Annotated in this window: 19 protein-coding genes; 10 read left to right on the plus strand and 9 right to left on the minus strand. The window is 72.3% G+C overall.

The annotated features are described in order from the left end of the window. The first annotated feature begins 54 nt into the window (after nt 1-54). From QQY24_RS09580 to glgB, 4 genes are all read left to right on the plus strand, one after another. Nucleotides 55-2,178: an alpha-1,4-glucan--maltose-1-phosphate maltosyltransferase gene (locus QQY24_RS09580; protein ID WP_301972241.1), complete on the plus strand. Its 2,124-nt coding sequence runs from the start codon at nt 55-57 to the stop codon at nt 2,176-2,178. Beyond that, on the plus strand, nt 2,175-3,875 hold the full coding sequence (gene treS, locus QQY24_RS09585) for a maltose alpha-D-glucosyltransferase (RefSeq protein WP_301972242.1): 1,701 nt from the start codon (nt 2,175-2,177) through the stop codon (nt 3,873-3,875). Before QQY24_RS09580 ends, treS begins: the two co-directional genes overlap by 4 nt. A gap of 86 nt (nt 3,876-3,961) precedes the next feature. Next, on the plus strand, nt 3,962-5,386 hold the full coding sequence (locus QQY24_RS09590) for a phosphotransferase (RefSeq protein WP_301972243.1): 1,425 nt from the start codon (nt 3,962-3,964) through the stop codon (nt 5,384-5,386). A gap of 170 nt (nt 5,387-5,556) precedes the next feature. After that, entirely contained in the window at nt 5,557-7,797 is a 2,241-nt protein-coding gene (gene glgB, locus QQY24_RS09595) for a 1,4-alpha-glucan branching enzyme (protein WP_301976189.1), read from the plus strand. Nucleotides 7,798-7,876: 79 nt separating this feature from the next. Here glgB and QQY24_RS09600 read toward each other — a convergent pair whose 3' ends face one another. The 4 genes from QQY24_RS09600 to QQY24_RS09615 all read right to left on the minus strand — a co-directional run bounded on the left by QQY24_RS09600 (nt 7,877) and on the right by QQY24_RS09615 (nt 12,598). Continuing rightward, nucleotides 7,877-10,108: an AAA family ATPase gene (locus tag QQY24_RS09600; protein ID WP_301972244.1), complete on the minus strand. Its 2,232-nt coding sequence runs from the start codon at nt 10,106-10,108 to the stop codon at nt 7,877-7,879. A 169-nt stretch (nt 10,109-10,277) separates the two neighbouring features. After that, nucleotides 10,278-10,610 carry a thioredoxin gene (gene trxA / locus QQY24_RS09605; protein WP_301972245.1) on the minus strand — a complete coding sequence of 111 codons (333 nt, stop codon included), beginning with the start codon at nt 10,608-10,610 and terminating at the stop codon, nt 10,278-10,280. After that, the gene (locus tag QQY24_RS09610) at nt 10,607-11,035 is read right to left on the minus strand and encodes a MerR family transcriptional regulator (protein WP_301972246.1); all 429 of its coding nucleotides are present in this window, start codon (nt 11,033-11,035) and stop codon (nt 10,607-10,609) included. The genes trxA and QQY24_RS09610 overlap by 4 nt, the downstream gene beginning before the upstream one ends. Before the next feature lie 183 nt (nt 11,036-11,218). Beyond that, nucleotides 11,219-12,598, minus strand: a complete 1,380-nt coding sequence (locus QQY24_RS09615; protein WP_301972247.1) for a cation:dicarboxylase symporter family transporter — start codon at nt 12,596-12,598, stop codon at nt 11,219-11,221. Between the two features lie 153 nt (nt 12,599-12,751). On the opposite strand from QQY24_RS09615, the gene QQY24_RS09620 reads away from it, so the two are divergent. Beyond that, nucleotides 12,752-14,377: a sensor histidine kinase gene (locus QQY24_RS09620; RefSeq protein WP_301972248.1), complete on the plus strand. Its 1,626-nt coding sequence runs from the start codon at nt 12,752-12,754 to the stop codon at nt 14,375-14,377. Beyond that, on the plus strand, nt 14,374-15,063 hold the full coding sequence (locus QQY24_RS09625; RefSeq protein ID WP_301972249.1) for a response regulator: 690 nt from the start codon (nt 14,374-14,376) through the stop codon (nt 15,061-15,063). The genes QQY24_RS09620 and QQY24_RS09625 overlap by 4 nt, the downstream gene beginning before the upstream one ends. Before the next feature lie 75 nt (nt 15,064-15,138). Here the strand turns inward: QQY24_RS09625 and QQY24_RS09630 are convergent, their stop codons facing one another. After that, the gene (locus QQY24_RS09630) at nt 15,139-16,164 is read right to left on the minus strand and encodes an ATP-dependent 6-phosphofructokinase (protein WP_301972250.1); all 1,026 of its coding nucleotides are present in this window, start codon (nt 16,162-16,164) and stop codon (nt 15,139-15,141) included. Nucleotides 16,165-16,410: 246 nt separating this feature from the next. Here QQY24_RS09630 and pta point away from each other — a divergent pair, with 246 nt between their 5' ends. The 3 genes from pta to pyk all read left to right on the plus strand — a co-directional run bounded on the left by pta (nt 16,411) and on the right by pyk (nt 21,230). Continuing rightward, a complete protein-coding gene (pta, locus tag QQY24_RS09635; RefSeq protein WP_301972251.1) occupies nt 16,411-18,501 on the plus strand; it encodes a phosphate acetyltransferase in 2,091 nt (696 codons plus the stop codon). After that, complete coding sequence (locus QQY24_RS09640; RefSeq protein WP_301972252.1) at nt 18,498-19,706, plus strand: acetate kinase; 1,209 nt, start codon at nt 18,498-18,500, stop codon at nt 19,704-19,706. Before pta ends, QQY24_RS09640 begins: the two co-directional genes overlap by 4 nt. A 99-nt stretch (nt 19,707-19,805) precedes the next feature. Next, the gene (gene pyk / locus QQY24_RS09645) at nt 19,806-21,230 is read left to right on the plus strand and encodes a pyruvate kinase (RefSeq protein WP_301972253.1); all 1,425 of its coding nucleotides are present in this window, start codon (nt 19,806-19,808) and stop codon (nt 21,228-21,230) included. Nucleotides 21,231-21,329: 99 nt separating this feature from the next. Here pyk and QQY24_RS09650 read toward each other — a convergent pair whose 3' ends face one another. The 4 genes from QQY24_RS09650 to QQY24_RS09665 all read right to left on the minus strand — a co-directional run bounded on the left by QQY24_RS09650 (nt 21,330) and on the right by QQY24_RS09665 (nt 25,690). Further along, complete coding sequence (locus QQY24_RS09650) at nt 21,330-22,799, minus strand: hypothetical protein (protein ID WP_301972254.1); 1,470 nt, start codon at nt 22,797-22,799, stop codon at nt 21,330-21,332. Beyond that, a complete protein-coding gene (locus tag QQY24_RS09655; protein WP_301972255.1) occupies nt 22,789-23,343 on the minus strand; it encodes a DUF6114 domain-containing protein in 555 nt (184 codons plus the stop codon). Before QQY24_RS09655 ends, QQY24_RS09650 begins: the two co-directional genes overlap by 11 nt. A 116-nt stretch (nt 23,344-23,459) precedes the next feature. Then, nucleotides 23,460-24,098, minus strand: coding sequence for a DUF6230 family protein (locus QQY24_RS09660; protein ID WP_301972256.1), 639 nt, complete (start codon nt 24,096-24,098; stop codon nt 23,460-23,462). 620 nt (nt 24,099-24,718) lie between these two features. After that, nucleotides 24,719-25,690, minus strand: coding sequence for a tetratricopeptide repeat protein (locus QQY24_RS09665; protein WP_301972257.1), 972 nt, complete (start codon nt 25,688-25,690; stop codon nt 24,719-24,721). 209 nt (nt 25,691-25,899) lie between these two features. Here QQY24_RS09665 and QQY24_RS09670 point away from each other — a divergent pair, with 209 nt between their 5' ends. Then, nucleotides 25,900-26,523, plus strand: a complete 624-nt coding sequence (locus QQY24_RS09670; RefSeq protein ID WP_301972258.1) for a TetR/AcrR family transcriptional regulator — start codon at nt 25,900-25,902, stop codon at nt 26,521-26,523. The last annotated feature ends 22 nt before the right edge of the window (nt 26,524-26,545 follow it).

Raw genomic sequence — 26,545 nt, forward strand, 5'->3', positions numbered from 1 at the left:
CCACCTCCCCTCGTCCATCCGCCCACACCCCCGTTGACGCGGACAGGAGCGGTCATGCCCGCCAAGCACCACTCGTCAGCACCCCCGACAAGCAGCAAGGGAGCAGGAAAGAAAGCAGCCGGCAAGAAGCCCGGGAAGAACGCGGGACACCCGCTCGACCCGGGCCCGTCCCGGGAGCTTCCGCCCTTCGCCGGTGCCACCGCCGTCGGCCGGATACCCGTGCTCGACGTGCGCCCGGTCGTCCAGCAGGGACGCAGACCGGCCAAAGCCGTGACCGGCGAGTCGTTCGAGGTGTCGGCCACCGTGTTCCGGGAGGGGCACGACGCCGTCGCCGCGAACGTCGTCCTGCGTGACCCCGAGGGCCGCCCGGGCCCCTGGACCCCGATGCGGGAACTGGCGCCGGGCACCGACCGCTGGGGTGCCACCGTGACCGCGGGCGACCCGGGCCGCTGGACCTACACCGTGGAGGCGTGGTCGGACCCGGTCACCACCTGGCGGCACCACGCGGAGGTCAAGGTCCCGGCCGGGATCGACACCGGCCTGGTCCTGGAGGAGGGCGCTCGGCTCCACGAGCGGGCCGCCGCCGGGGTCCCCGAGGAGCTGCGGGACGTCGTCCTGGCCGCGGTGGCCGCCCTGCGGGCGGAGGACCGCCCGCCCGCCTGGCGGCTCGCGGCGGCGCTGGCGCCGGGGGTGGTGGAGGTGCTGGCCCGTCACCCGCTGCGGGAGCTGGTCACCGCCTCCGACCCGATGCCGCTGCTGGTCGAGCGCGAGCGGGCGCTGTACGGCTCGTGGTACGAGTTCTTCCCCCGTTCCGAGGGCACCGCCGAGCAGCCCCACGGCACCTTCCGCACCGCCGCCCGCCGGCTGCCGGCCATCGCCGGGATGGGCTTCGACGTCGTCTACCTGCCCCCCGTCCACCCCATCGGCACCACCTTCCGCAAGGGCCCGAACAACACCCTCACCGCCGGCCCCGACGACGTCGGCGTGCCCTGGGCGATCGGCTCCCCCGAGGGCGGCCACGACGCCGTCCACCCCGCGCTGGGCACGCTGGAGGACTTCGACCGCTTCGTCGCCCGCGCCCGCGAGCTGGGCCTGGAGATCGCCCTGGACTTCGCCCTGCAGTGCTCCCCCGACCACCCCTGGGTGGACAAGCACCCCCAGTGGTTCCACCACCGCTGCGACGGCACCATCGCCCACGCCGAGAACCCGCCCAAGAAGTACCAGGACATCTACCCCGTCGCCTTCGACGCCGACATGGACGGCCTGGTGCGCGAGACGGTGCGGATCCTGCGCCACTGGATGGCGCACGGGGTGCGGATCTTCCGCGTGGACAACCCCCACACCAAGCCGGTGGTCTTCTGGGAACGGGTCATCGGCGAGGTCAACCGCACCGACCCGGACGTGATCTTCCTGGCCGAGGCCTTCACCCGGCCCGCGATGATGCACACCCTGGCCCAGATCGGCTTCCAGCAGTCCTACACCTACTTCACCTGGCGCAACACCAAGCAGGAACTGACGGAGTACCTCACCGAGCTGTCCGGGGAGGCGGCGGCCTACATGCGGCCGAACCTCTTCCCCAACACCCCCGACATCCTGCACGCCTACCTCCAGCACGGCGGCCGGCCCGCCTTCGAGGTCCGCGCCGTACTGGCCGCCACCCTCTCCCCGGCCTGGGGCATCTACAGCGGCTACGAACTGTGCGAGAACACCCCGCTGCGCGAGGGCAGCGAGGAATACCTCGACTCCGAGAAGTACCAGCTCAAACCCCGCGACTGGGAAGCCGCCGCCCGCGAGGGCCGCACCATCGCCCCCCTCATCACCCGGCTCAACGCCGTCCGGCGCGACAACCCGGCCCTGCACCGGCTGCGGAACCTGCGCTTCCACCACGCCGACAACGACGCGGTGATCGCCTACTCGAAGCGGTCCGGGTCGAACACGGTTCTGGTGGTCGCCAACCTCGACCCGCACCACACCCAGGAAGCCACGGTCTCGTTGGACATGCCACAACTCGGCCTGGAATGGCACGAGTCGGTGCCGGTGAGCGATCTGCTCACCGGCGAGACCTATCACTGGGGCAGGGCCAACTATGTGCGACTGGAACCGGGCCGCAGGCCCGCGCATGTCTTCTCGGTTCTGCGACCGTCCCACCCGCAGATCGGAGGGTCACCCACCACATGATCGTCAATGAGCCCGTCCCGGACACCTTCGAGGACACCCCAGCCAAGGACCGCCACCCGGATTGGTTCAAGACCGCCGTCTTCTACGAGGTCCTGGTGCGCTCCTTCCAGGACAGCGACGGCGACGGCGTCGGCGACCTCAAGGGCCTGACCGCCAAGCTGGACTACCTGCAGTGGCTGGGCGTGGACTGCCTGTGGCTGCCGCCCTTCTTCCAGTCCCCCCTGCGCGACGGCGGCTACGACGTCTCCGACTACACCGCCGTCCTGCCCGAGTTCGGCGACCTCGCCGACTTCGTGGAGTTCGTCGACGCCGCCCACCAGCGCGGCATGCGCGTGATCATCGACTTCGTCATGAACCACACCAGCGACCAGCACCCGTGGTTCCAGGAGTCCCGGCGCGACCCGGAGGGCCCCTACGGCGACTACTACGTCTGGGCCGACGACGACAAGCAGTACCAGGACGCACGGATCATCTTCGTCGACACCGAGGTCTCCAACTGGACGTACGACCCGGTGCGCAAGCAGTACTTCTGGCACCGCTTCTTCTCCCACCAGCCGGACCTGAACTACGAGAACCCGGCCGTGCAGGAGGAGATGATCTCCGCACTGAAGTTCTGGCTGGACCTGGGCATCGACGGGTTCCGACTGGACGCCGTGCCGTACCTGTACCAGCAGGAGGGCACCAACTGCGAGAACCTGCCCGCCACGCACGAGTTCCTGAAGCGGGTGCGCAAGGAGATCGACGCCCAGTACCCCGACAAGGTGCTGCTGGCGGAGGCCAACCAGTGGCCGGAGGACGTGGTCGACTACTTCGGCGACTACCGCTCCGGCGGCGACGAGTGCCACATGGCCTTCCACTTCCCCGTCATGCCGCGCATCTTCATGGCCGTGCGCCGCGAGTCCCGCTACCCCGTCTCGGAGATCCTCGCCAAGACCCCCGCGATCCCCTCCAGCTGCCAGTGGGGCATCTTCCTGCGCAACCACGACGAGCTGACCCTCGAAATGGTCACCGACGAAGAACGCGACTACATGTGGGCCGAGTACGCCAAGGACCCGCGGATGCGCGCCAACATCGGCATCCGCCGCCGCCTCGCCCCCCTGCTGGACAACGACCGCAACCAGATCGAGCTGTTCACCGCCCTGCTGCTGTCCCTGCCCGGCTCGCCGATCCTCTACTACGGCGACGAGATCGGCATGGGCGACAACATCTGGCTCGGCGACCGCGACGCCGTGCGCACCCCCATGCAGTGGACGCCCGACCGCAACGCCGGCTTCTCCTCCTGCGACCCCGGACGCCTCTTCCTCCCCGCGATCATGGACCCGGTCTACGGCTACCAGGTCACCAACGTCGAGGCCTCCATGGCCTCCCCCTCCAGCCTCCTGCACTGGACACGGCGCATGATCGAGATCCGCAAGCAGAACCCCGCCTTCGGCCTGGGCTCCTACACCGAACTGCAGTCCTCCAACCCCGCGGTGATCGCCTTCCTGCGCGAGTACGAGGACGACCTGGTGCTGTGCGTGCACAACTTCTCACGCTTCGCACAGCCCACGGAGCTGGACCTGCGGCAGTTCGGCGGCCGGCACCCGGTCGAGCTGTTCGGCGGGGTGCGCTTCCCCGCCATCGGCGAGCTGCCCTACCTGCTGACCCTCGCGGGCCACGGCTTCTACTGGTTCCGGCTGCGCCGGGAGACCGCCTAGTCCGGCCGGGTGGGGCGGTTTCCGCCGCCCCACCCGGGGCACGCGAGAGTAATACCCCGACGACCCGGGGAAAGGACGTGACGCCCATGGCGGAGACGGTCGCCCCTTCCGGCACCACCAGCACGACCCACCACCTCCTCACCTCGATCGAACCGCTGCTGCGCGAGTGGCTGCCGAGGCAGCGCTGGTTCGCGGGCAAGGGACGCCCGGTCACCGGCTTCACCCCGGTGGCCGTCACCGAACTGCTGCCCCCCGACGGCCGTCTGGGCCTGTACCACCTGCTGGTCCGCGTCCACCAGCCGTCCGCCCTCGGCGCCCCGGCGCACGTCGGCGACTGCTACCAGCTGCTCATAGGCGTGCGCGAGGCGCTGCCGCCCTGGCTGGCGCCCGCGCTGATCGGACACGTGGAGGACGGACCGCTCGCCGGACGTACGGTGTACGAGGCCCTGTACGACCCGCGGCCCGCCGAAGTGCTCCTGGAGGCCCTGCGCAGCCGGGCCCGCATCGGCGGGCTGCGTTTCGACCGGGACCCGCACCAGGAGATAGGCGACGGGCTCGTGCCCCGGCTGATGACCGCCGAGCAGTCCAATTCGTCCGTCGTCTACGGAGATACGTTCATCCTGAAACTGCTGCGCCGGGTCGTGCCGGGCGTCAACCCCGATCTGGAGATCCCCCTGGCGCTGGCCCGCGAGGGCTGCGCCCGGGTGCCCGCGCCGACGGCGTGGCTGCGGGCCGAGGCGCCCGGCGAACCCGAGGAGCCGTACGTCCTCGCGGTGCTCCAGCCGTACGTGACCGGCGCCACCGACGGCTGGGAGCTGGCGCTGCGCGAGCTGGCCGGGGGCGGGGACTTCACCGACGAGGCACGGGCCCTGGGGCGGGCCACCGCCGAGGTGCACACCGCCCTGGCCCGTGCCCTGCCCACGGTCACCCTAGGCCACGCCCAGCTGCGGCAGCTGGTGGACGGCATGACCGAGCGGCTGACGGCGGCCCTCCAGGCGGTGCCCGCCCTGCGGCCGTACGAGGCGGGGCTGCGCTCCGCCTTCGAGGCGCTGGACGGCCTGGCCGCCGAGGGCCAGACCTGGACCGCCCAGCGCGTCCACGGCGACCTGCACCTGGGACAGTGCCTGCGCGCACCGTCGGGCGACTGGTCGCTGATCGACTTCGAGGGCGAGCCGGCCCGGCCGCTGGCCGAGCGGCGCATGCCCCAGCCCCCCGTGCGGGACATCGCCGGGATGCTGCGCTCCTTCGACTACGCGGCGCACTCGGCGGACCCGGTGGACCCGGACTGGGCGCACACCTGCCGGTCCGCCTACTGCGCCGGCTACGCGGAGGTCACCGGCCGCGACCCGCGCACCGATCCGGTGCTGCTGCGCGCCTACGAGACCGACAAGGCCGTCTACGAAGTCGTCTACGAGGCCCGGCACCGCCCCGACTGGCTCGCCGTACCCCTGTCGGCGGTCCGCCGCCTCGCCGCGTCCGAACCGACCCTCGCCCGGGAGACCCGTCCGTGACGTCCAAGAAGTCAGCCCCCTCGAAGCACAGGTCCGACAAGAGCAAGGCCGCCGGGTCCAGGGCCGGGAAGAAGGTGGCCCAGGAGGTGCAGGAAACCCCGAAGACGCGGGAAGCGCAGACGGCGGCGGTCGCGGGGCAGGCGCAGGAGGTGCCCGCGCGGGAGGCACCGGTGCGGGAGGCGCCCGCCGCTTCCGTCGCGAGCGCGTCCGCGCTGGAGGTGGCCGTCTCCCCCGCCGTGGACGCCGGCGACCGCGAGCGGCTGCTGCACGGCACCCATCACGCCCCGCACTCCGTCCTCGGCGCCCACCCGGTCCCCGGGGGGGTCGCCTTCCGGGCGTTCCGCCCGTACGCGCAGGCGGTCACCGTGGTCTCCGGGGACCTGCGGGCGGAGCTGCACGACGACGGCGACGGCTTCTTCTCCGGGCTGCTCCCGCTCGCCGAGGTCCCCGCCTACCGGCTGCGCGTGACGTACGACGGCACCGTCCACGAGACCGAGGACTCCTACCGCTTCCTGCCCACGCTCGGCGAGCTGGACCTGCACCTGATCGGCGAGGGCCGGCACGAGCAGTTGTGGCAGGTGCTCGGCGCGCGGGTGATGACGCACCAGGGCGTGACCGGCACCCGCTTCTCGGTGTGGGCGCCGAACGCGCGGGGCGTGCGGGTCACGGGGAGCTTCAACTTCTGGGACGCCACCGGCTTCCCGATGCGCTCGCTCGGCTCCACCGGGGTGTGGGAGTTGTTCGTGCCGGGCATCGGCGAGGGCGAGCTGTACAAGTTCGAGATCACCCGCCCGGACGGCTCGCGCACCGTGCGCGCCGACCCGATGGCCCGCCGCACGGAGGTCCCGCCCGCCACGTCCTCGATCGTGCACGCCTCGCACCACGAGTGGGGCGACGCGGAGTGGATGGCGCACCGGGCGGACCGGCCGGTGCACGAGGCGCCGTTCTCGGTGTACGAGGTCCACCTGCCGTCCTGGCGGCCGGGCCTGACCTACCGCCAGCTCGCCGACCAGCTGCCCGCGTACGTCAAGGAGATGGGCTTCACGCACGTGGAGCTGATGCCGGTCGCCGAGCACCCCTTCGGCGGCTCCTGGGGCTACCAGGTCACCGGCTTCTACGCGCCCACCGCCCGCATGGGCACGCCGGACGACTTCAAGTACCTGGTGGACCGGCTGCACCAGGAGGGCATCGGCGTCCTCATGGACTGGGTGCCGGCCCACTTCCCGCGGGACGAGTGGGCGCTGGCCGAGTTCGACGGACTCCCGCTGTACGAGCACCACGACCCGCTGCGCGCCGCCCACCCCGACTGGGGCACGCTGGAGTTCGACTTCGGGCGCCGCGAGGTGCGCAACTTCCTGGTCGCCAACGCGGTGTACTGGTGCGAGGAGTTCCACATCGACGGGCTGCGCGTGGACGCCGTCGCCTCCATGCTCTACCTCGACTACTCGCGCGGGCCGGGCCAGTGGGCGCCCAACGAGTTCGGCGGCCGGGAGAACCTGGACGCGGTCGCCTTCCTGCAGGAGATGAACGCCACCGTCTACCGGCGCTGCCCGGGCGTGGTGACCATCGCCGAGGAGTCCACGGCCTGGGACGGCGTGACCCGCCCCACCCACCACAAGGGCCCGAGCGGCTTCGGCGGCCTCGGCTTCGGCCTGAAGTGGAACATGGGCTGGATGCACGACTCGCTGCAGTACATGAGCCACGAGCCGGTGCACCGCAAGTACCACCACCACGAGATGACCTTCTCGATGGTGTACGCCTACAGCGAGAACTACGTCCTGCCGATCTCGCACGACGAGGTCGTCCACGGCAAGCGGTCCCTCGTGTCGAAGATGCCCGGCGACTGGTGGCAGCAGCGCGCCGGCCTGCGCGCCTACCTGGCCTACATGTGGGCCCATCCCGGCAAGCAGCTCCTCTTCATGGGACAGGAGTTCGCCCAGGGCGCCGAGTGGTCCGAGGTGCACGGCCCCGACTGGTGGCTGCTCGACCCGGCCTACGGCGCGGAGGCCGACCACCGGGGCGTGCGGGACCTGGTGCGCGACCTCAACGCCACCTACCGTTCCACCCCCGCCCTGTGGCAGCGGGACATCGACCCGGCGGGCTTCCAGTGGATCACCGGCGACGCGGCCGACGACAACGTCTTCGCGTTCCTGCGCCTGGACGCCGACGGCAACCCCCTGCTCGCGGTCTCCCACCTGGCGCCGGTGGTCCGCCCCGACTATCGCCTCGGGGTGCCGGAGGACGTCCCGGTCTGGCACGAGTGCCTCAACACCGACGCCGGGAGGTACGGCGGCAGCGACGTCGGCCGGCCGGACGTCGTCAAGCCCGAACCGCAGGGCTGGCACGGCCGCCCGGCGAGCATCCGGCTGACCCTGCCGCCGCTCGCGACGGTGTGGCTGCGGCCGGCCTGAGGTTCCGAAGGAGCGGCCGGGCGGCGGCCGGGCGCACTCCGCCCGGCCGCCGCCCGCGTGCCGCCGGCCGCCGCCCGCCTCACCCTGCCGGGGACAGGCCCGGCGGCAGCGTCCCGGTGTGCAGCACGCCCAGCCGCTGCGTGGCCCGGGTCAGGGCGACGTACAGGTCGCTCGTGCCGTAGGCGGACGGCTCGACCACGAGGACGGAATCGAACTCCAGGCCCTTGGACTGACGCGGGTCGAGCAGGACCACCGTCCGGGTCAGGTCCGGCTCGGCGCCCGCCGTGACCCCGTCCAGCCGGGCGGCCAGCCGCCGGTGCAGTGCGCGCGGGGCGACGACCGCCAGCCGGCCCTCGTCCGGGGTGAGTTCGGCGACCGCCTCGGCGACCGCGCCGGGCAGGTCGCCGGTGACCCGGCGCACCCAGGGCCGTACGCCGGTGGAGCGGACCGAACGCGGCGGCTCGAAGTCCGGGTTCCCGGCCCGGACCACGGCCGCGGCCAGGTCCATGATCTCGGACGGGGTGCGGTAGTTGACGCCGAGGCGGGTGTGCTCCCAGCGGTCCTCGACGTACGGCCGGAGGATGTCCGTCCAGGAGCCGACGCCGGCCGCCTCGGCGGTCTGGGCGGGGTCGCCGACCAGGGTCATCGAGCGGGTCGGGCTGCGCCGCATCAGCAGGCGCCACGCCATCGGCGACAGCTCCTGCGCCTCGTCCACGATGATGTGCCCGAACGCCCAGGTCCGGTCGGCCGCGGCCCGCTCGGCGGCGCTGCGGTGGTCGGCCTCCTCATGGCGCTCGGCGAAGCGCTCGGCGTCGATGATGTCGTGCGCGGACAATACCTCGGAGGCCTCCGGATCATCCTCCTCCTTGTCCTCGAACTCGTAGGTGCGGGAGGCGTACGACACGTCGAGCACCCCCTGCGCGTAGGCGACCTGGGTCTCCCGCTCGTGCTCCGCGCGGGCGCGCGCCAGCCGGTCGTCCTCGCCGAGGAGTTCGGCGGCCTCGTCCAGCAGCGGCACGTCCGCGACGGTCCAGGCCCGGGTCACCGGGCGGCGGACGGCGTCGGCGTCCGCCTCGCAGAGGTAGCCGTCCGGTGCGGCGAGGAAGTCGGCGACGAGCCGCCGGGGGGTGATCCGCGGCCACAGTTGGTCGACGGCGGACCGGACCTCGGGGTTCGCGGCGAGTTCGTCGCGGATCTGGGTGAGGTCGGAGGGGTCCAGCAGGTTGCTGCCGTCGTACGGGTCGGTGCCCACGCGCTCGGCGTACAGGTCGGTGAGCGCGTTGAGGATGTGGCCCTCGAAGTACTCGCGGGAGGCGTTGTGCGGGAGCCCGGCCGCGCGGGTGCGCTCGCGGGCGACGCCCACCAGGCCGTCGTCCAGCATCAGCACCTCGCGGTCGTGCTCGACGGCGATGACCGGGTCGGGCAGGGCCTGCCGGTCGCGCACGACGGCGGCGAGCACGTCGGCCATGTCGGCGCGGCCCTTCACGGCCGCCGCCTCCGGGGTGTCGGCGGCGGTGGCCCGCACGCCGGGGAACAGCTCGCCGACCGTGGCCAGCAGCACCCCGGTCTCGCCGAGGGAGGGCAGCACCTCGCCGATGTAGCCGAGGAAGGCGGGGTTGGGGCCGACGATGAGCACGGCACGGCGGGCCAGCAGCTCCCGGTACTCGTAGAGCAGGTAGGCCGCGCGGTGCAGGGCGACCGCCGTCTTGCCGGTGCCGGGACCGCCCTCCACCACCAGTACGCCGCGGTGCGGCGCCCGGATGATGCGGTCCTGCTCGGCCTGGATGGTCTGCACGATGTCGCCCATGCGGCCGGTGCGCGCCGAGTTGAGCGCGGCCAGCAGCACGGCGTCCCCGGAGGGGTCCTCGTGGCCGGTGCGGGTGGCGTCGCCGAGGTCGAGGATCTCGTCGTGCAGGGCGGTCACGGTCCGGCCGGCGGTGGCGATGTGCCGACGGCGGCGCAGGCCCATCGGGGTGTGGCCGGTGGCCAGGTAGAAGGGGCGGGCGACGTCGGCCCGCCAGTCGATCAGGACCGGGGTGCGCTCCGCGTCGTCCTCGCGCAGGCCGATCCGGCCGATGTGGTGGCGGGTGCCGTCGGCGAGGTCGATCCGGCCGAAGCAGAGCGAGCCGTCGACGGCGTTCAGGGTGGCGAGCAGGCCCGAGCGCTCGGCGACCAGGATGTCCCGCTCCAGCCGCGCCTGCCTGGGCGTGGCCCCCTGGGCGAGGGCGTCGGTGACCGAGACCTCGGTGTCGCCGCGCAGCACGTCCACGCGCGCGTACAGACCGTCGATGAATTCCTGTTCCTGCCGCAATTCATCATCTGGAAAGCCGGTGTTTGACAATTCCGCTCCCGCCCGGATATACTGTGCTCACTGAGCTTCTTCCGCGACTTTCCCGTGAGAAGTCGCGAACCATTGAATATACGCAGAGAAATCCCCCGGGCGCAATTGCCCGGGGGATTTCTCGTGAGCCGGTGCCGTCCTACAGCAGGTCCGCCAGCTCCTGCAGCAGGCGCCGTTTGGGCCGCGCCCCCACCATCGACCGCACCGGCTCACCGTCCCGGAAGACCATGAGGGTCGGCGTGGACAGCACGCCGTACGCCACCGCCGTCCCCGGATTGCGGTCCACGTCCAGCCGTACGACCTTCAGCCGCTTGCCCTCCTCGAAGGCGATGTCCTTCAGCACCGGCGCCAGCTGCCGGCAGGGCCCGCACCAGTCGGCCGTGAACTGCACCAGCACCGGCAGGTCGGCATCGATCACCTCTGCCGCGAAATCCGCGTCCGTCACCTCGGCCGGTCCGCCCGTCGAGTTCACCGTGTCAGTCCTCCCAGTTCGCACCCGGGTTCCGGACCTCCCGGAACCAGCGACTCGGCGGCCAGCTCGTCCCGGGCCCGCTCCGCCCGCGCCAGCTGTGCCGCGACCCTCTCCCGCACCGCCGTCAGCTGCCCGACGAGCGCGTCCAGCTCCTCCAGCTTGCGCCGGTAGACCACGAGCGAGGCCGGGCAGGAGTCGCCCTGCGGGTGCCCGGCCCGCAGGCACTCCACGAACGGCCGCGTCTCCTCCAGGCCGAACCCGAAGTCCTGCAGCGTCCGGATCTGCCGCAGCAGCCTCAGGTCGCCCTCGTCGTAGGTGCGGTGTCCGTGCTCGTCGCGCCGTGCGGGCAGCAGCCCCCGCGCCTCGTAGTAGCGCAGGGTGCGGGGGGTGGTTCCGGCCCGTGCGGCCAGCTCGCCGATTCGCATGGTGCCGACCGTAGGCGTTGACGTGGGCGTCAGGGCAAGGCCTGCCACCGCGCCGGTGGCCGGGGCGGGCGGGGAGCCGTGGCGGGGGGTCCTCCACGGCGGCCGGCCGGAAGCCCGGCCCCGGTTCAGGCGGGGCCGGGCTTCCGGGGACGGGGGCGCCGCGCCCCGGCGGGGGCGCGGGGCTCAGGCCCTGGCCGGCTCCTCCTCCCGCGCCCTGGGCCCCTCGCCGGCCGCCGGCCGGCCCTCGTCCAGCAGCGTGGTCTCGTCGAACGGCAGCTCGCCGGCGAGCACGCGCCGGACCCGGTCACCGTCGATCTCCTTGGTCCAGGTGCCGATCAGCACGGTGGCGACGGCGTTGCCCGCGAAGTTGGTCAGCGCGCGCGCCTCGCTCATGAAGCGGTCGATGCCGACGATCAGTCCGACGCCGTCGACCAGCGCGGGCTTGTGCGACTGCAGACCGCCGGCCAGCGTGGCCAGGCCCGCCCCGCTGACGCCCGCCGCGCCCTTGGACGCCAGCAGCAGGAACAGCAGCAGCGGGATCTGCTCGCCGACGGACATCGGGGTGCCGAGGGCGTCGGCGATGTAGAGGGAGGCCATGGTCATGTAGATCATGGTGCCGTCGAGGTTGAAGGAGTAGCCGGTCGGCACGGTGATGCCGACGACCGGCTTGCTGACGCCCAGGTGCTCCATCTTCGCGATCAGCCGCGGCAGCGCGGACTCGGAGGACGAGGTCGACAGGATCAGCAGGAACTCGCGGGCGAGGTACTTCAGCAGGGAGAAGACGTTCAGTCCGGCGACGATCCGCAGCACGGCGCCGAGCACGACGAACACGAACAGCACGCAGGTGACGTAGAAACCGAGCATCAGCACCGCCAGGCTCTTCAGCGCGTCGAGGCCGGCGGACCCGACCACCGCCGCGATGGCGCCGAAGGCGCCGATCGGCGCGGCCCACATGACCATGGCCAGGATGCGGAAGACCAGCCGCTGGACGTGCTCGACGCCGCGCAGCACCGGCTGCCCGGCCGATCCCATCGCCTGCAGCGCGAACCCGGTGAGCAGCGCGACGAGCAGCGTCTGCAGCACCTGGCCCTCGGTGAAGGCGGACACGAAGGTCACCGGGATGATCGACAGCACGAAGTCGACCGGCGGCAGCGCTTCGCTGGAGACCTGGGCGTGCCCGGTCTGCTTGAGCGCGTCGGTCAGGTGCAGCCCCTCGCCGGGGTGCAGCACGTTGCCGACGACGAGCCCGATGGCGAGCGCGACCAGCGACATCACGAAGAAGTAGCCGAGCGCGATGCCGCCCACGGCACCGACCTTGGCGGCCTTGCGCACCGACCCGATCCCGAGCACGATCGTGCAGAAGATGATCGGCGAGATCATCATCTTGATCAGGTTCACGAAACCGGTGCCCAGCGGCTTCAGCGCGACGCCCGCGTCGGGCCAGACGAGCCCCACGGCGATGCCGAGCCCGACCGCCGCGACGACGGCGACGTACAGGTAATGGGTCCGGTCCCGCCGCGCGCGGGGCGCGGCGGGTGCCGTATCGGGGGTGGTGGCGGCCACGGCTGCCCTCCTTGACGTCTTCGTCGGCGAACACCGGCGTGCGGCTCACGTCCGGGCCGAGCGGGGGAACGCCGTGACTATCTCCCGCCCGGTGGTGGCGGTCACCCTTCCGTTCATTTAGTTCACGCCCGCTCAAAGGGGCAGACTGCTGGCATGCGTCTGCCGCCCCTCCCCCGGCCCCGCAGCCTGGCGGGCCAACTGTTCGCCATGCAGGCCGTGCTGGTGGCGGTGGTCGTGGCCGGGTGCGCGCTGTTCACCTACGTCAGCGACCGGCGGCAGGCCGAGGACGCGGCGGCCCGTCACGCGACGGCCGTGGCCCGCTCGGTCGCCGACTCCCCCTCGGTCGGCGCGGCCGTCCGCACCCCCGACCCCACCGCCGCGCTGCAGCCGTACGCCCTGCGGGTCACGCGGGACGCGAACGTCGACTTCGTCACCATCATGAGCCCGCGGGGCATCCGCTGGACCCATCCGGAGCGCAGGCAGATCGGCCGGCACTTCCTCGGCCGCACCGGCCCCGCCCTGCGCGGCCGCACCTTCACCGAGACGTACACCGGCACGCTCGGCCCGTCCGTCCGCGCGGTCACGCCGGTGCGGGACGGCGGCCGGATCGTCGGCCTGGTCAGCGCCGGCATCAAGGTGGAGGCGATCAGCGAACGGGTCCGGGGCCAGGTGACGGCCCTGCTCGGCGTCGCGGGCGGCGCCCTGCTGCTGGGTGCGGTCGGCACCTACGTCGTCAACGCCCGGCTGCGCCGCCACACCCACGGCATGAACGCGACCGAGCTGAGCCGGATGCACGACTACCACCAGGCGGCGCTGCACGCCGTCCGCGAAGGGCTGCTGATGCTGGACGGGCGGCACCGGGTGGCGCTGATCAACGACGGCGGCCGGGAGCTGCTGGGCGTGGGCGGCACCGCCGATCCGGACGTGATCGGACGTCCGGTGGCGGACCTGGGTCTGCCGGCGCCGCTGACCGGCGCGCTGCTGTCCTCGGCGCCCCGGGTGGACGAGGTGCACCTGACCGCCTCGCGCGTGCTGGTGGTGAACACCTCACCGGTGTCGGGCGGGGAGCGCCGGGGCACGGTGGTCACCCTCCGGGACGTCACCGAACTGCAGGCGCTGACGGGCGAACTGGACTTCGAGCGGGGCTTCAGCCAGGCACTGCGCTCCCAGGCGCACGAGGCGGCGAACCGCCTGCACACGGTCGTGTCGCTGATCGAACTGGGTCGGGCGCAGGAGGCGGTGGAGTTCGCCACGGCGGAGCTGGAACTGGCGCAGGCCCTGACCGACCGGGTGGTGGCGGCGGTGGGGGAACCGGTGCTGGCCGCCCTGCTGCTGGGCAAGACGGCCCAGGCGAACGAGCGGGGCGTGGAGCTGGTGGTGTCGGCCGACAGCCGGCTGGACGACTCGGTGCTGCCCTCCGGCCTGCCGGCGCGCGAGCTGGTGACGATCCTCGGCAACCTCATCGACAACGCGGTGGACGCGGCGCAGGGCAGCGCGCGGGCGCGGGTGACGGTGACGGCGCGCGCCCTCGCCGCCGGGCTGGTGCTGCGCGTCTCGGACACCGGCCCCGGTGTCGACCCCGCCCATGCCGACCTGGTGTTCCGGCGGGGGTTCTCCACGAAGCCGGCCGGACCCGGCGGGCGGGGCCTGGGGCTGGCGCTGGTCCGGCAGGCCGTCACCCGGCTCGGCGGAACGCTGGAGGTCGCGCGGGCGCGGGAGGGCGGAGCGGTGTTCGAGGCGCGGTTGCCGCTGCCCGCGGCGGTGGGGGGCGGCGGATGACGCACGAGGGGCCGCCCATCCGGGTCCTGGTGGTGGAGGACGACCCGGTGGCCGCCGACGCGCACGTGATGTACGTCGGGCGGGTGCCGGGGTTCGTGGTGGCGGGCAGGGCGCACACGGGCGCGCAGGCCCGCCGCGTCCTGGACCGCACGCCGGTCGACCTGCTCCTGCTGGACCTGCACCTGCCGGACGTGCACGGGCTGCGGTTCGCACGCGCGCTGCGGGCGGCGGGGCACCACGCCGACGTGATAGCGGTGACCTCGGCCCGCGACCTCGCGGTGGTGCGCGAGGGCGTCTCGCTGGGGGTGGTCCAGTACGTCCTGAAGCCGTTCACCTTCGCCACCCTGCGCGACCGCCTCGTCCGGTACGCCGAGTTCCGCGCGGCGGCGGGCGAGGCGAGCGGCCAGGACGAGGTGGACCGGGCGCTGGCGGTGCTGCGCGCACCGTCGCCCGCGGCACTCCCCAAGGGCCTGAGCGGCCCGACCCTGGAGCGGGTCACCGGGGCCGTCCGGGAGGTGACCGAAGGGCTGACGGCGGCCCGGGTCGCGGAGGCGGTGGGCATCTCGCGCATCACGGCGCGCCGCTACCTGGAGCACCTCGTGGAGGCCGGCAGGGCCGAGCGCAAGCCGCTGTACGGGCAGGTCGGCCGGCCGGAGCTGGTGTACCGGTGGGTGCGGTCGCGGTGAGCACCCGCGCGCTCCCGCTCCCGCGGTGCTGCGGTCTCCCGGTGCTGCGGTCCCGCCGCCGCGGCGGGCCGGCGCCTAGAAGACCGACTCCGCCTCGTCCATCCGGTCCTTCGGCACCGTCTTCAGCTCGGTGACCGCCTCCGCGAGCGGCACCATCACGATGTCGGTGCCGCGCAACGCGGTCATCCTGCCGAAGTCGCCGCGGTGCGCGGCCTCGACGGCGTGCCAGCCGAAGCGGGTGGCGAGGACGCGGTCGTAGGCGGTGGGGACGCCGCCGCGCTGGATGTGGCCGAGGATGACCGGCTTGGCCTCCTTGCCGAGGCGGCGCTCCAGCTCGTACGCCAGCGCGGTGCCGATGCCCTGGAAGCGCTCGTGGCCGAACTGGTCGATCTCGCCCTTGCTGTAGTCCATGCTGCCCTCGGCCGGGTGGGCGCCCTCGGCGACGCAGATGACCGCGAACTTCTTGCCGCGGGCGAACCGCTCCTCGACCATCTTGACCAGGTCGGCGGGGTCGAAGGGGCGCTCGGGCAGGCAGATGCCGTGGGCGCCGGCGGCCATGCCGGACTCCAGGGCGATCCAGCCGGCGTGCCGGCCCATGACCTCGACCACCATCACCCTTTGGTGTGACTCGGCCGTGGTCTTCAGGCGGTCCATGGCCTCGGTGGCCACGCCGACGGCGGTGTCGAAGCCGAAGGTGCGGTCGGTGGAGGAGATGTCGTTGTCGATCGTCTTGGGCACGCCGACGACGGGCAGGCCCGCGTCGGAGAGCATGCGGGCCGCGGTCAGCGTGCCCTCGCCGCCGATCGGGATCAGCGCGTCGATGCCGAACTCCCCGACCATGTCGGTGACCCGCTCGCAGGCCTCGCGCAGCCGGTCGCGCTCCAGGCGGGAGGAGCCGAGGATGGTGCCGCCGCGGGGCAGGATGCCGCTGACCGCGTCGAGGTCGAGGGCACGGTAGTGGCGGTCCAGCAGACCCCGGTAACCGTCCTCGAAGCCGATGACCTCGTCGCCGTACTGCGCCACCGCGCGGTGCACGACCGACCGGATCACGGCGTTCAGGCCGGGGCAGTCGCCGCCTGCGGTGAGAACTCCGATGCGCATCGTGCTGTGTCTCCTGCTCGCTGTGGGTACCGGTGAGCCGGGTCGATTGTTTCACGTCTCGGGGGGCGATGGGGGCATGATGGGCGCTTTAACCGGCACCGGGGGTATTGTCAAGAGGGTCTTGCTCACCTCGGTGGGCGATTTTTGTGCCCGGACATGACGGCCGGGCGGCCGGGACGTTGGCCGGGGCGGCCGGGGCGGCCGGGACGGACGAAGCGCAGGGAACGCAGGGAACGGAGTGCACACGTGACGCGCAGCGTGTACGTGACCGGGATCGACCGCGGCGACGGCCGCCAGGTCGTCGAACTGGGGGTCATGGAGCTCCTGACCCGGCAGGTGGACCGGGTGGGCGTCTTCCGGCCCCTCGTCCACGACGGGCCGGACCACCTGTTCGAGCTGCTGCGGGCCCGCTACCGGCTCTCCCAGGACCCGGCGACCGTCTACGGCGTGAACTACCAGGAGGCGTCCGCGCTCCAGGCCGAGCGGGGCACCGGCGAACTGGTCTCCACGCTGGTCGACCGCTTCCACCTGGTGGCCCGCGACTACGACGTCGTGCTGGTCCTCGGCACCGACTTCGCCGACACCCAGCTGCCCGACGAGCTGTCCCTGAACGCCCGCCTCGCCAACGAGTTCGGCGCCTCCGTGATCCCGGTGGTGGGCGGCCTCAGGCAGCCGGCCGAGTCGGTGCTGGCGGAGACCCGCAACGCCTACCGGGCGTACGACGGCCTCGGCTGCGACGTCCTCGCCATGGTCACCAACCGGGTGGCCCGCGAGGACCGCGACGAGATCGCCGGGCGCCTCGCGGACCGGCTGCCGGTGCCCTGCTACGTGGTGCCCGACGACCTCGCCCTGTCCGCGCCGACGGTCGCGCAGATCGCCCGCGCCCTCGACGCCCGGGTGCTGCTCGGCGACGACTCGGGGCTGGCCCGCGACGCGCTGGACTTCGTCTTCGGCGGGGCGATGCTGCCGAACTTCCTCGGCGCCCTGACCCCGGGCTGCCTGGTGGTGACCCCGGGCGACCGCGCGGACCTGGTCGTCGGCTCGCTGGCCGCGCACAGCGCCGGGACCCCGCCGATCGCCGGTGTGCTGCTGACCCTGAACGAGGTGCCCAGCGACGAGATCCTCACCCTGGCCGCCCGGCTCGCCCCGGGCACCCCGGTGGTCGCGGTGTCCGGCAACAGCTTCCCGACCGCCGAGCGGCTCTTCTCCCTGGAGGGGAAGATGACCGCGGCCACCCCCCGCAAGGCGGAGACCGCGCTCGGCCTGTTCGAGCGGTACGCCGACACCGCGGACCTGGCCCGCCGGGTCTCGGCGCCGAGCAGCGACCGGGTCACGCCGATGATGTTCGAGCACAAGCTGCTGGAGCAGGCCCGTTCCGACAGGCGCCGGGTCGTGCTGCCGGAGGGCACCGAGGAGCGGGTGCTGCACGCGGCCGAGGTGCTGCTGCGCCGGGGCGTGTGCGACCTGACCCTGCTCGGGCCGGTCGACCAGATCCGCAAGAAGGCCGCCGACCTCGGCATCGACCTCGGCGACTCGCAGCTGATCGACCCGGCCGTCTCGGACCTGCGCGACTCCTTCGCCGAGCGGTACGCCGCCCTGCGCGCCCACAAGGGCGTGACCGGGGAACTGGCCTACGACGTCGTCGCCGACGTGAACTACTTCGGCACGCTGATGGTCCAGGAGGGCCTGGCCGACGGCATGGTCTCCGGCTCGGTGCACTCCACGGCGGCCACCATCCGGCCCGCCTTCGAGATCATCAGGACCCGGCCGGACTCCTCGATCGTCTCCTCCGTGTTCTTCATGTGCCTGGCCGACAAGGTGCTGGTGTACGGCGACTGCGCGGTCAACCCGGATCCGGACGCCGAGCAGCTGGCGGACATCGCCGTCCAGTCGGCGGGGACGGCCGCGCGGTTCGGCGTGGAGCCGCGGATCGCGATGCTGTCCTACTCCACCGGGACCTCCGGCTCGGGGGCCGACGTGGACAAGGTGCGCGCGGCGACCGAACTGGCCCGCACGCGGCGGCCCGACCTGAAGATCGAGGGGCCGATCCAGTACGACGCGGCCGTGGAGCCGTCCGTCGCCGCCACCAAGCTGCCCGGCTCCGAGGTCGCCGGGCAGGCCAGCGTGCTGATCTTCCCCGACCTCAACACCGGCAACAACACCTACAAGGCCGTGCAGCGCTCGGCCGGCGCGATCGCCGTCGGCCCGGTCCTGCAGGGCCTGCGCAAGCCGGTCAACGACCTGTCCCGCGGCGCGCTCGTCCAGGACATCGTCAACACCGTCGCCATCACGGCGATCCAGGCCCAGACCCCCAGCGAGAAGGCAATCCCCCAGTGACCGGCACCCGTGTCCTCGTCCTGAACTCCGGTTCGTCGTCGGTGAAGTACCAACTGCTCGACATGCGGGACACGAGCCGGCTCGCCGTGGGGCTGGTCGAGCGCATCGGCGAGCGGACCTCCCGGCTGCGGCACACCTGCGTCGCCACCGGCCAAACCAGGGAGCAGAACGGACCGGTGGCCGGCCACGACGCCGCCCTGAAGGCGGTCGCCGGGGAACTGGCGCGCGACGGGCTGGGCCTGGACTCGCCGGAGCTGGCCGCGATCGGCCACCGGGTGGTGCACGGCGGCATGTTCTTCACCGAGCCGACGGTCGTCGACGACGCCGTGCTCGCCGAGATCGAGCGGCTGGTCCCGGTCGCGCCGCTGCACAACCCGGCCAACCTCACCGGGATCCGCACCGCGCGGGCGCTGCGCCCGGACCTGCCGCAGGTCGCCGTGTTCGACACGGCGTTCCACACCACGATGCCGGAGTACGCGGCGCGCTACGCGATCGACCCGAAGGTCGCCGACCGGCACCGGATCCGGCGCTACGGCTTCCACGGCACCTCGCACGCCTACGTCTCCCGGGCGACCGCGCGGCTGCTGGGCAAGGACCCGTCCGAGGTCAACGTCATCGTGCTGCACCTGGGCAACGGCGCCTCGGCCTCGGCGGTGGCCCGGGGCCGCTGCGTGGACACCTCCATGGGGCTGACGCCGCTGGAAGGGCTGGTGATGGGTACCCGTTCCGGTGATCTGGACCCGGCGGTCATCTTCCATTTGGCGCGCGTTGGCGGAATGTCCATGGACGAGATCGACACTCTCCTCAACAAGGGGAGCGGTCTGTTCGGGCTGTGCGGGGACAATGACATGCGGGAGATCCGCCGCCGGATCGACGAGGGCGACGAACACGCGGCCCTGGCCTTCGACATTTACATTCACCGGCTGAAGAAGTACATCGGCGCCTATTGCGCGGTACTCGGCCGCGTGGACGCGGTCGCGTTCACGGCCGGGGTCGGGGAGAACGCGGCACCGGTGCGGGAGGCGGCGATCGCGGGCCTGGAGGGGCTGGGCCTGGCGGTCGACGGTGAGCTGAACGCCGTGCGCAGTGGTGAGGCGCGGCTGATCTCCCCCTCATCCGCGCGCGTGGCGGTCGCCGTGGTGCCGACGGACGAGGAACTGGAGATCGCCACGCAGACGTACGCACTGGTCGGAAAGAAGAGCTGAGCAATACAACGCGGTAACACGCCTGAGCGCGCGCCCGCCCATTTGCATCTTCCGTCAGCCGGAATATTCCGCAGCGAAACAAACCGATAGGATCGCCCCATGCGCCGTTCGAAAATCGTCTGTACCCTCGGCCCCGCGGTCGACTCCCACGAGATGCTCGTCACCATGATCGAGGCGGGCATGAACGTGGCCCGCTTCAACTTCAGCCACGGCAGCCACGCCGAGCACCAGGCGCGGTACGACCGCGTCCGGGCCGCCGCCAAGGAGACCGGCCGCGCCATCGGCGTCCTCGCCGACCTCCAGGGCCCGAAGATCCGCCTGGAGACCTTCGCCGAGGGGCCGGTCGAACTGGAGCGCGGTGACGAGTTCGTCATCACGACCGAGGACGTGCCGGGCGACAAGCACGTCTGCGGCACGACGTACAAGGGGCTCCCGAACGACGTCTCGCGCGGCGACCAGGTCCTGATCAACGACGGCAACGTCGAGCTGAAGGTCCTGGACGTCGAGGGCCCGCGGGTGCGGACGATCGTCATCGAGGGCGGTGTCGTCTCCGACCACAAGGGCATCAACCTGCCCGGTGCGGCCGTCAACGTGCCCGCACTGTCCGAGAAGGACGTCGAGGACCTGCGCTTCGCCCTCCGCATGGGCTGCGACCTGGTCGCCCTGTCCTTCGTCCGGGACGCCAAGGACGTCACCGACGTCCACAAGATCATGGACGAGGAGGGCCGCCGGGTCCCGGTGATCGCCAAGGTGGAGAAGCCGCAGGCGGTCGACAACATGGAGGACGTCGTGATGGCGTTCGACGGCGTGATGGTCGCCCGCGGCGACCTGGCCGTCGAGTACCCGCTCGAAAAGGTCCCCATGGTGCAGAAGCGCCTGATCGAGCTGTGCCGGCGCAACGCCAAGCCGGTGATCGTGGCGACCCAGATGATGGAGTCGATGATCACCAACTCGCGTCCGACCCGCGCCGAGGCCTCCGACGTGGCCAACGCGATCCTGGACGGCGCCGACGCGGTCATGCTGTCGGCCGAGTCCAGTGTGGGCGCCTATCCGGTCGAGACCGTCAAGACGATGTCGAAGATCGTCCGGGCGGCCGAGCAGGAGCTGCTGTCCAAGGGCCTGCAGCCGCTGGTGCCGGGCAAGAAGCCGCGCACGCAGGGTGGTTCGGTGGCCCGCGCGGCCTGCGAGATCGCCGACTTCCTCGGCGGCAAGGGCCTGATCGCCTTCACCAAGTCCGGTGACACCGCCCGCCGCCTGTCCCGCTACCGCGCGGCCCAGCCGATCCTGGCCTTCACCACCGACGAGGGCACCCGCAACCAGCTGACGCTCAGCTGGGGCGTGGAGTCGCACGTGGTGCCGTTCGTCAACAGCACCGACGAGATGGTCGACATGGTGGACCAGGAGGTGGCGAAACTGAACCGCTTCGACGCGGGCGACACCGTCGTCATCACCGCCGGCTCTCCCCCCGGCGTCTCGGGCACCACCAACATGGTCCGCGTCCACCACCTCGGCAGCACCGGCTGACGCACGGTCGCGAGGACCCCTGTACGACGCCGAGGGCGCCCCCTGGACCAGGGGGCGCCCTCGGCGTCGCGCGGCTCCCGAACGGGCTCGTGCGACCGCTCAGTCGGTCGTGTACAGGTGCATGCCGGGCACGTGCAGGTTCCCGCCGAACTGGGCGGCCTGGACCACCTTGGCGTTGGTGAAGTAGATCAGCGGGATGTTCAACGGGGGCGGGCTGTCGGGGCTGAACGTCACCGGGACCAGGCCGAACAGGTCGCCCGAGATGCTCTCGGTGTACATCACCGTGTCGCCGCCGGTGATGGTGGACGTCGAACCGGGGGCCGCCTGGACGTGGTAGGTCTTGCCGGCCTGCGCGTCCTTCACCGTCTGGTGCAGGTCGCCGATGTCGGTGCCGCCGGAGATGACGTACTTCAGTACCTTCTTGATGGTGCCGTTGGCCGTCCTGACCTCGACGATGCCCTGGTAGTCGGCGTCCTTGAGCAGCAGCGAGCTGGCGTTCAGGTACCACGGGTCGTCCGCCACCGGGACCTTGTTGTCGACACCGCTCTCGTCGTCGGTGGCCACCGGGCAGTCGCCGGCCGGCGCGCTCGCGTCGGCCGACGGGCTGGGCGCGGCCGACCCGGCGGCGTCCCCGGCCGCGTCCCCGGCCGTCTTCGCGGTGTCCCCGGCCGCCTTGGACACCGCGCCGGTGGCGCCCTCCACCGTGTCCCGGATCGTCCCGCCGGCCTGGGAGACGGTGTCCTGGACGGCGCCGGAGGCGCCGCCGGACGCCTTGCCCGGGGACGAGGAGGCCGCCGGGGAGTCCGTCCCGGACGAGGACGACGAGGACGACGAGGACGACGAGGACGGGGGCGACGAGGACGGGGGCGACGACTGCGAGACGGCCGGTGCCGGGGCCGGCTCCGCGGACGCGCCGGAGGCCTTCTTGCCGCCGGTGAGGATGCCACCGAGCGTGTCGCCGAGGGTGCCCAGCAGGCCTCCGCCGCCGCTGCCGCCCGCCGACGGGGCCGGCGCGGCCGTGTCCCGGGAGTCCGGCGCACCCGTGTCCGAGCCGGAGCCGGAGGACTGCGCGGTCGCCGTGGGCTCGGGCGCGGCCTTGTCGTCGGAACCTGAATCCGGCGAAGAGGCGGTGCCCGTGCCCCCGGCGTCCTCGGTGCCCTTGGCGTCCTCCGTGTTCCTGGTGTCCTCCGTGTCCTTCGCGCCCCCCGTGTCCTCGCCGCCGGCGGTCGCCGTGGGGGTGGGGGTGGCCGTGCCGGCGGACTCGCCGGTGGAGGGCGACGGCGAGGCCGAGGCGTCCTCGGCCTCCTCCAGCGCGCTGACGCAGTCCTTGTACTCCGCGGCCTTCTGGCTGTTGGACGCCGACGCGCCGCCGTTGTCGGCGAGGGCGAGGCTCGACGTGAAGCCCATGCCCATGAGGACGGCCGTGGGCATCGCCACGGTGACCATCGCCTTGCCGGCCGGCATGTGGAACCTGTTGAACAGCGGCTTCTTGGGGGCCGCGTGGCGTGGCCCGGTTCTCGCACGGGACGCGTCCACATCCATCCCGTGGGTCACCTCGTCAGCCGGCACTGTGCCTCCCGTTCGCCCCGTTGGCCGGGCTCGTTCCTGACAGGTCGTTCGGTGCGCCCGTCCCGTACGCGCCCTGGTGGGGCAGCGGCAGGGCCCCGGGGGCGGCGCCCTGGGCCGGCGCGGGCCCGGCCGGCGGCTCCGGCTGCGGCGGCGCGCCCGGCGACCAGGCCACGGCCATCGCGCCGCCGATGAGGGCGAGCAGGAAGCCCACGACGAAGCCGCCGAAGTTGGACACGGGCAGGGACACCAGCGCCAGCAGGATCGCGGCGATGCCGGCGAAGGTCCGGACGTGCTTCTGGAACCAGAGGCTGACGCCCAGGACGATGAGCAGCACGCCGATGATCAGGGATCCCGCTCCGGCGGTGGTCGCCATCGCCAGCGTCAGGTGTCCGAGCTGGAGGTGGAAGTACGGGAAGTACATGATCGGAAGGCCGCTGAGCAGGACGTAGAGTCCGGCCCAGAACGGACGCGTGCCCCGCCAGGCGCGGAACTGCAGCCTCCGGCTGGTGAACTGGCCGGGGGCGGCAGGAGTCTCGGCGCTCATGGAAAACAGCTCCCTGGTGCGGCGTTGCTGTGGTGGTGATGTGAGCCGCGCCCGACGGCGCGGACGAGAGCGGACGGGCGGGGGCGCCATCGGCTCCCCCGCCCCTCAGCGCGTGCTCAGTAGCACTCGTGCGTACCCGTCGACAGCGACATCTTCAGGCCGCTGAGCTTGAAGGTGCCGGCGGTGGTCGCCCACGCCGTCTGCTTCACGTCGTCCAGCGTGGCCTTGTCGGCCTGCTGCGCGAAGCCGTAGGGGTTCGACTGCTCGCCCCCGCCCTTCATGCCCGGACCCTTGGAGGCGTCCTTGGCGGCCACACCGATGTCGATGTTCTCGAACGTCGCGTCGGCGTTCAGGTCGGCGACATCGATGTAGATGTTGTCGGCCTGCACCTTGTCGTGGCCCGCGCCGCCCGCCCTCAGGATGAGGCTGACGGAACCGAACACCGGGACGTCCGGGGTGACCACGGACTGGCACAGGTTGGTGATGTCGGCGTGCTTGAACGCCGAGACGGCCACCGGGTGGGCCGTCTTCTTGCCGTCCAGCGTGTAACCGTTGTCGATCGCGCCGTACTGCGCGAAGCCGGTACCGACCAGCTGGTCGGCGGACACCTTGAACGACTGACCCGACACGCTGAACGAGGCGGCGAGAGCGCCCTGTGCGAGGGCCACACCTATACACGCCGTGGCGGCCACGCTGGGCACCATGACCACAGCGAACCGCTTCCATCTGGTCCCGCCACGCACCTGGGACTCCATATTTCCTCCTTCTCGGACGTACATCTCCTGGCCCGGACTCGCCCCAGTCGGCGGCTCGGCCGGGCAGGGATGGGAGAAGTGCTACGTCCTCGGGAAGGGGAGCGCCCGCGCTCGGTGGCGCGAACCGCGACCGAATCACCGGCGATCACCCCCGAGCGACAACCACTGGTCGCGCCTGACACGCATCACGCACAACCTCTGGACAGGCTTCGCCGGTGCGGCGAAGACCCCCCTGCCCTAGAGCCGGCGCCACTGCCGCCGGCTCTGCTCGGTGGGGACCCAGAGTCTCCCGTGACCCGACCGGTTGCCGGGCTGCGGGAATGGACCGAGCGTGGCCGATCGTGGTGCATTCCGGCCGCCTGCACAAGGGGGTTCGTTACTCGCTAGTAACGGCCGGATAACCGAACCCTGCCCCAGCGGTCCCGGAGCGCCACACTCGGTGGCTCCCCAGGGCAGAGCAAAGCCGTTGATCCCCGGACTAACCCAGACAGACCAACGGCTTTGGCTTACTTGGAGTAACAGGCGGCCCGATCGCCAAGATTTGGCAAAGCGCGGTCGCTTCGACCCTTCATGGCGAATCTTTCACCCCGGCATCACGTGCCGTGACGTTTAGCGACTGGTCAGAACAGCGCCCGTGCGAGCGCCCTGCGCGCCCCGACCACCCGCGGGTCCTCCGGCCCCACGACCTCGAACAGTTCCAGCAGTCGGCGGCGCACCGCGTCGCGGTCGTCGCCCGCCGTGCGCCGCACGGTGTCGATGAGCCGCCCGAAGGCGTCCTCGACGTGGCCGCCCACCAGGTCCAGGTCGGCGGCCGCGATCTGCGCCGCGGCGTCGGCCGGCTTCCCGGCGGCCTCCTGGCGCACCCGCTGCGGGTCCATGTCCTGCACCCGCTGGAGCAGTTCGGCCTGCGCGAGGCCGAGCTTGGCCTCGGGGTGGGCGGGGTCGTCGGCCAGCACGTTCCGGTAGGCCCGGACGGCGCCGTCGAGGTCGCCGGCGTCCAGGGCCTGCGCGGCGGCGTTCAGCGCCGACTCGTACGGTCCCGCCGGCGCCTCGGCGGACGGGGCGCCACCCGGCTCCGCGTCCGGGTCGACGGTCAGGCCGGTCAGCCCGAAGCGCTGCTCGGCCACCTGCACCAGTTGGTCCAGGGTCTGCCGGATCTGCTGCTCGCCGGCCGCTCCCTGGAACAGCGGCAGCGCCTGTCCCGCCACCACGGCGAAGACGGCCGGGATCCCCTGGACCCCGAACTGCTGCATCAGCATCTGGTTGGCGTCGACATCGATCTTCGCGAGGAGGAAGCGCCCGCCGTACTCGACGGCCAGCCGCTCCAGGACCGGGCTCAGCTGCTTGCAGGGCTGACACCACTCGGCCCAGAAATCGATGACGACGGGTACTTCGGCGGAGCGCTGGAGGACGTCGCGCTCGAAGCCGGCCTCATCGACGTCGATGACGAGGTCGGCCGGGGAGACGGCGCCCGTCCCGCCCCGCCGGGCGGCTTCGGCGCGCGCCTGCTCGGCCTTGGCCTTGGCCTCCTGGGCCGCCTTCACCGCGGCGAGGTCGACGACACCGCTCATGGACATGTTCCGTGGCTGCATGCGTCCATCCTCCCCCGTTCCGGCGCGTGAAGGAAAAGGCCCCGTCGGTGGCGCCGGGTCCCCACCCCACGCCGGTGCACGTCGCCCGTGTACGTCCGTCACGCGCTTTCGCTACGACCCGTAGCGTAATGCCATCGGGGTCCTCCGCGACACCACGCCCCGGTGATCTCCCTCACGGCACCACGGGACCCGCCGGTTATGGTCGTGGTATGCAGAGCCGCCCCCCCGCCGCCCGCACCGGGCGCCCGCGCAGCGCCGCCGCGGACGCCGCGATCCTGGCCGCCACGCGGCAGGCTCTGGTGGAACTGGGCTGGTCCCGGCTCACGCTGGGGGACGTGGCGACCCGGGCCGGGGTCGCGAAGACGACGCTGTACCGCCGCTGGCCCGGCAAGTGCGAACTGGTGGTCGACGCGGTCGCCGAACTCTTCGACGAACTGCGGCTGCCCGACCGCGGCTGCCTCGCCGCCGACATCGAGGGGGTGGTCCTGCAGTTCGCGGCCATCCTGGGCCGTCCGGAGGCCAGGAGCGGGCTGATGGCGGTGGTCGCGGAGTCCACCCGCGACGACGCCCTGCGCGAACGCATCCGCGCCTCCATCGTGGACCGCCAGAAGCGCCTGGTCCTGGAGGGCCGGGCACGGGCACAGGAGCGCGGCGAACTGCCTGCCGAGCCGGATCCGGCGGAGACGGCGCGCACGGCGGACCTGATCTTCGACATGGTGGCGGGCGCAGTGGTCCACCGCACCCTGGTCAGCGGCGAACCGGCGGACGAGCAGTGGGTGCGGGGCTTCACCCGCGTCCTGCTGCTGGGGCTCACCGCGCGGCCCGCGCGGTGAGCCCCGTGCACGCACCCGGCGG

Origin of the sequence: Streptomyces sp. TG1A-8, from assembly GCF_030499535.1 — a bacterium.
GTDB lineage: Bacteria > Actinomycetota > Actinomycetes > Streptomycetales > Streptomycetaceae > Streptomyces.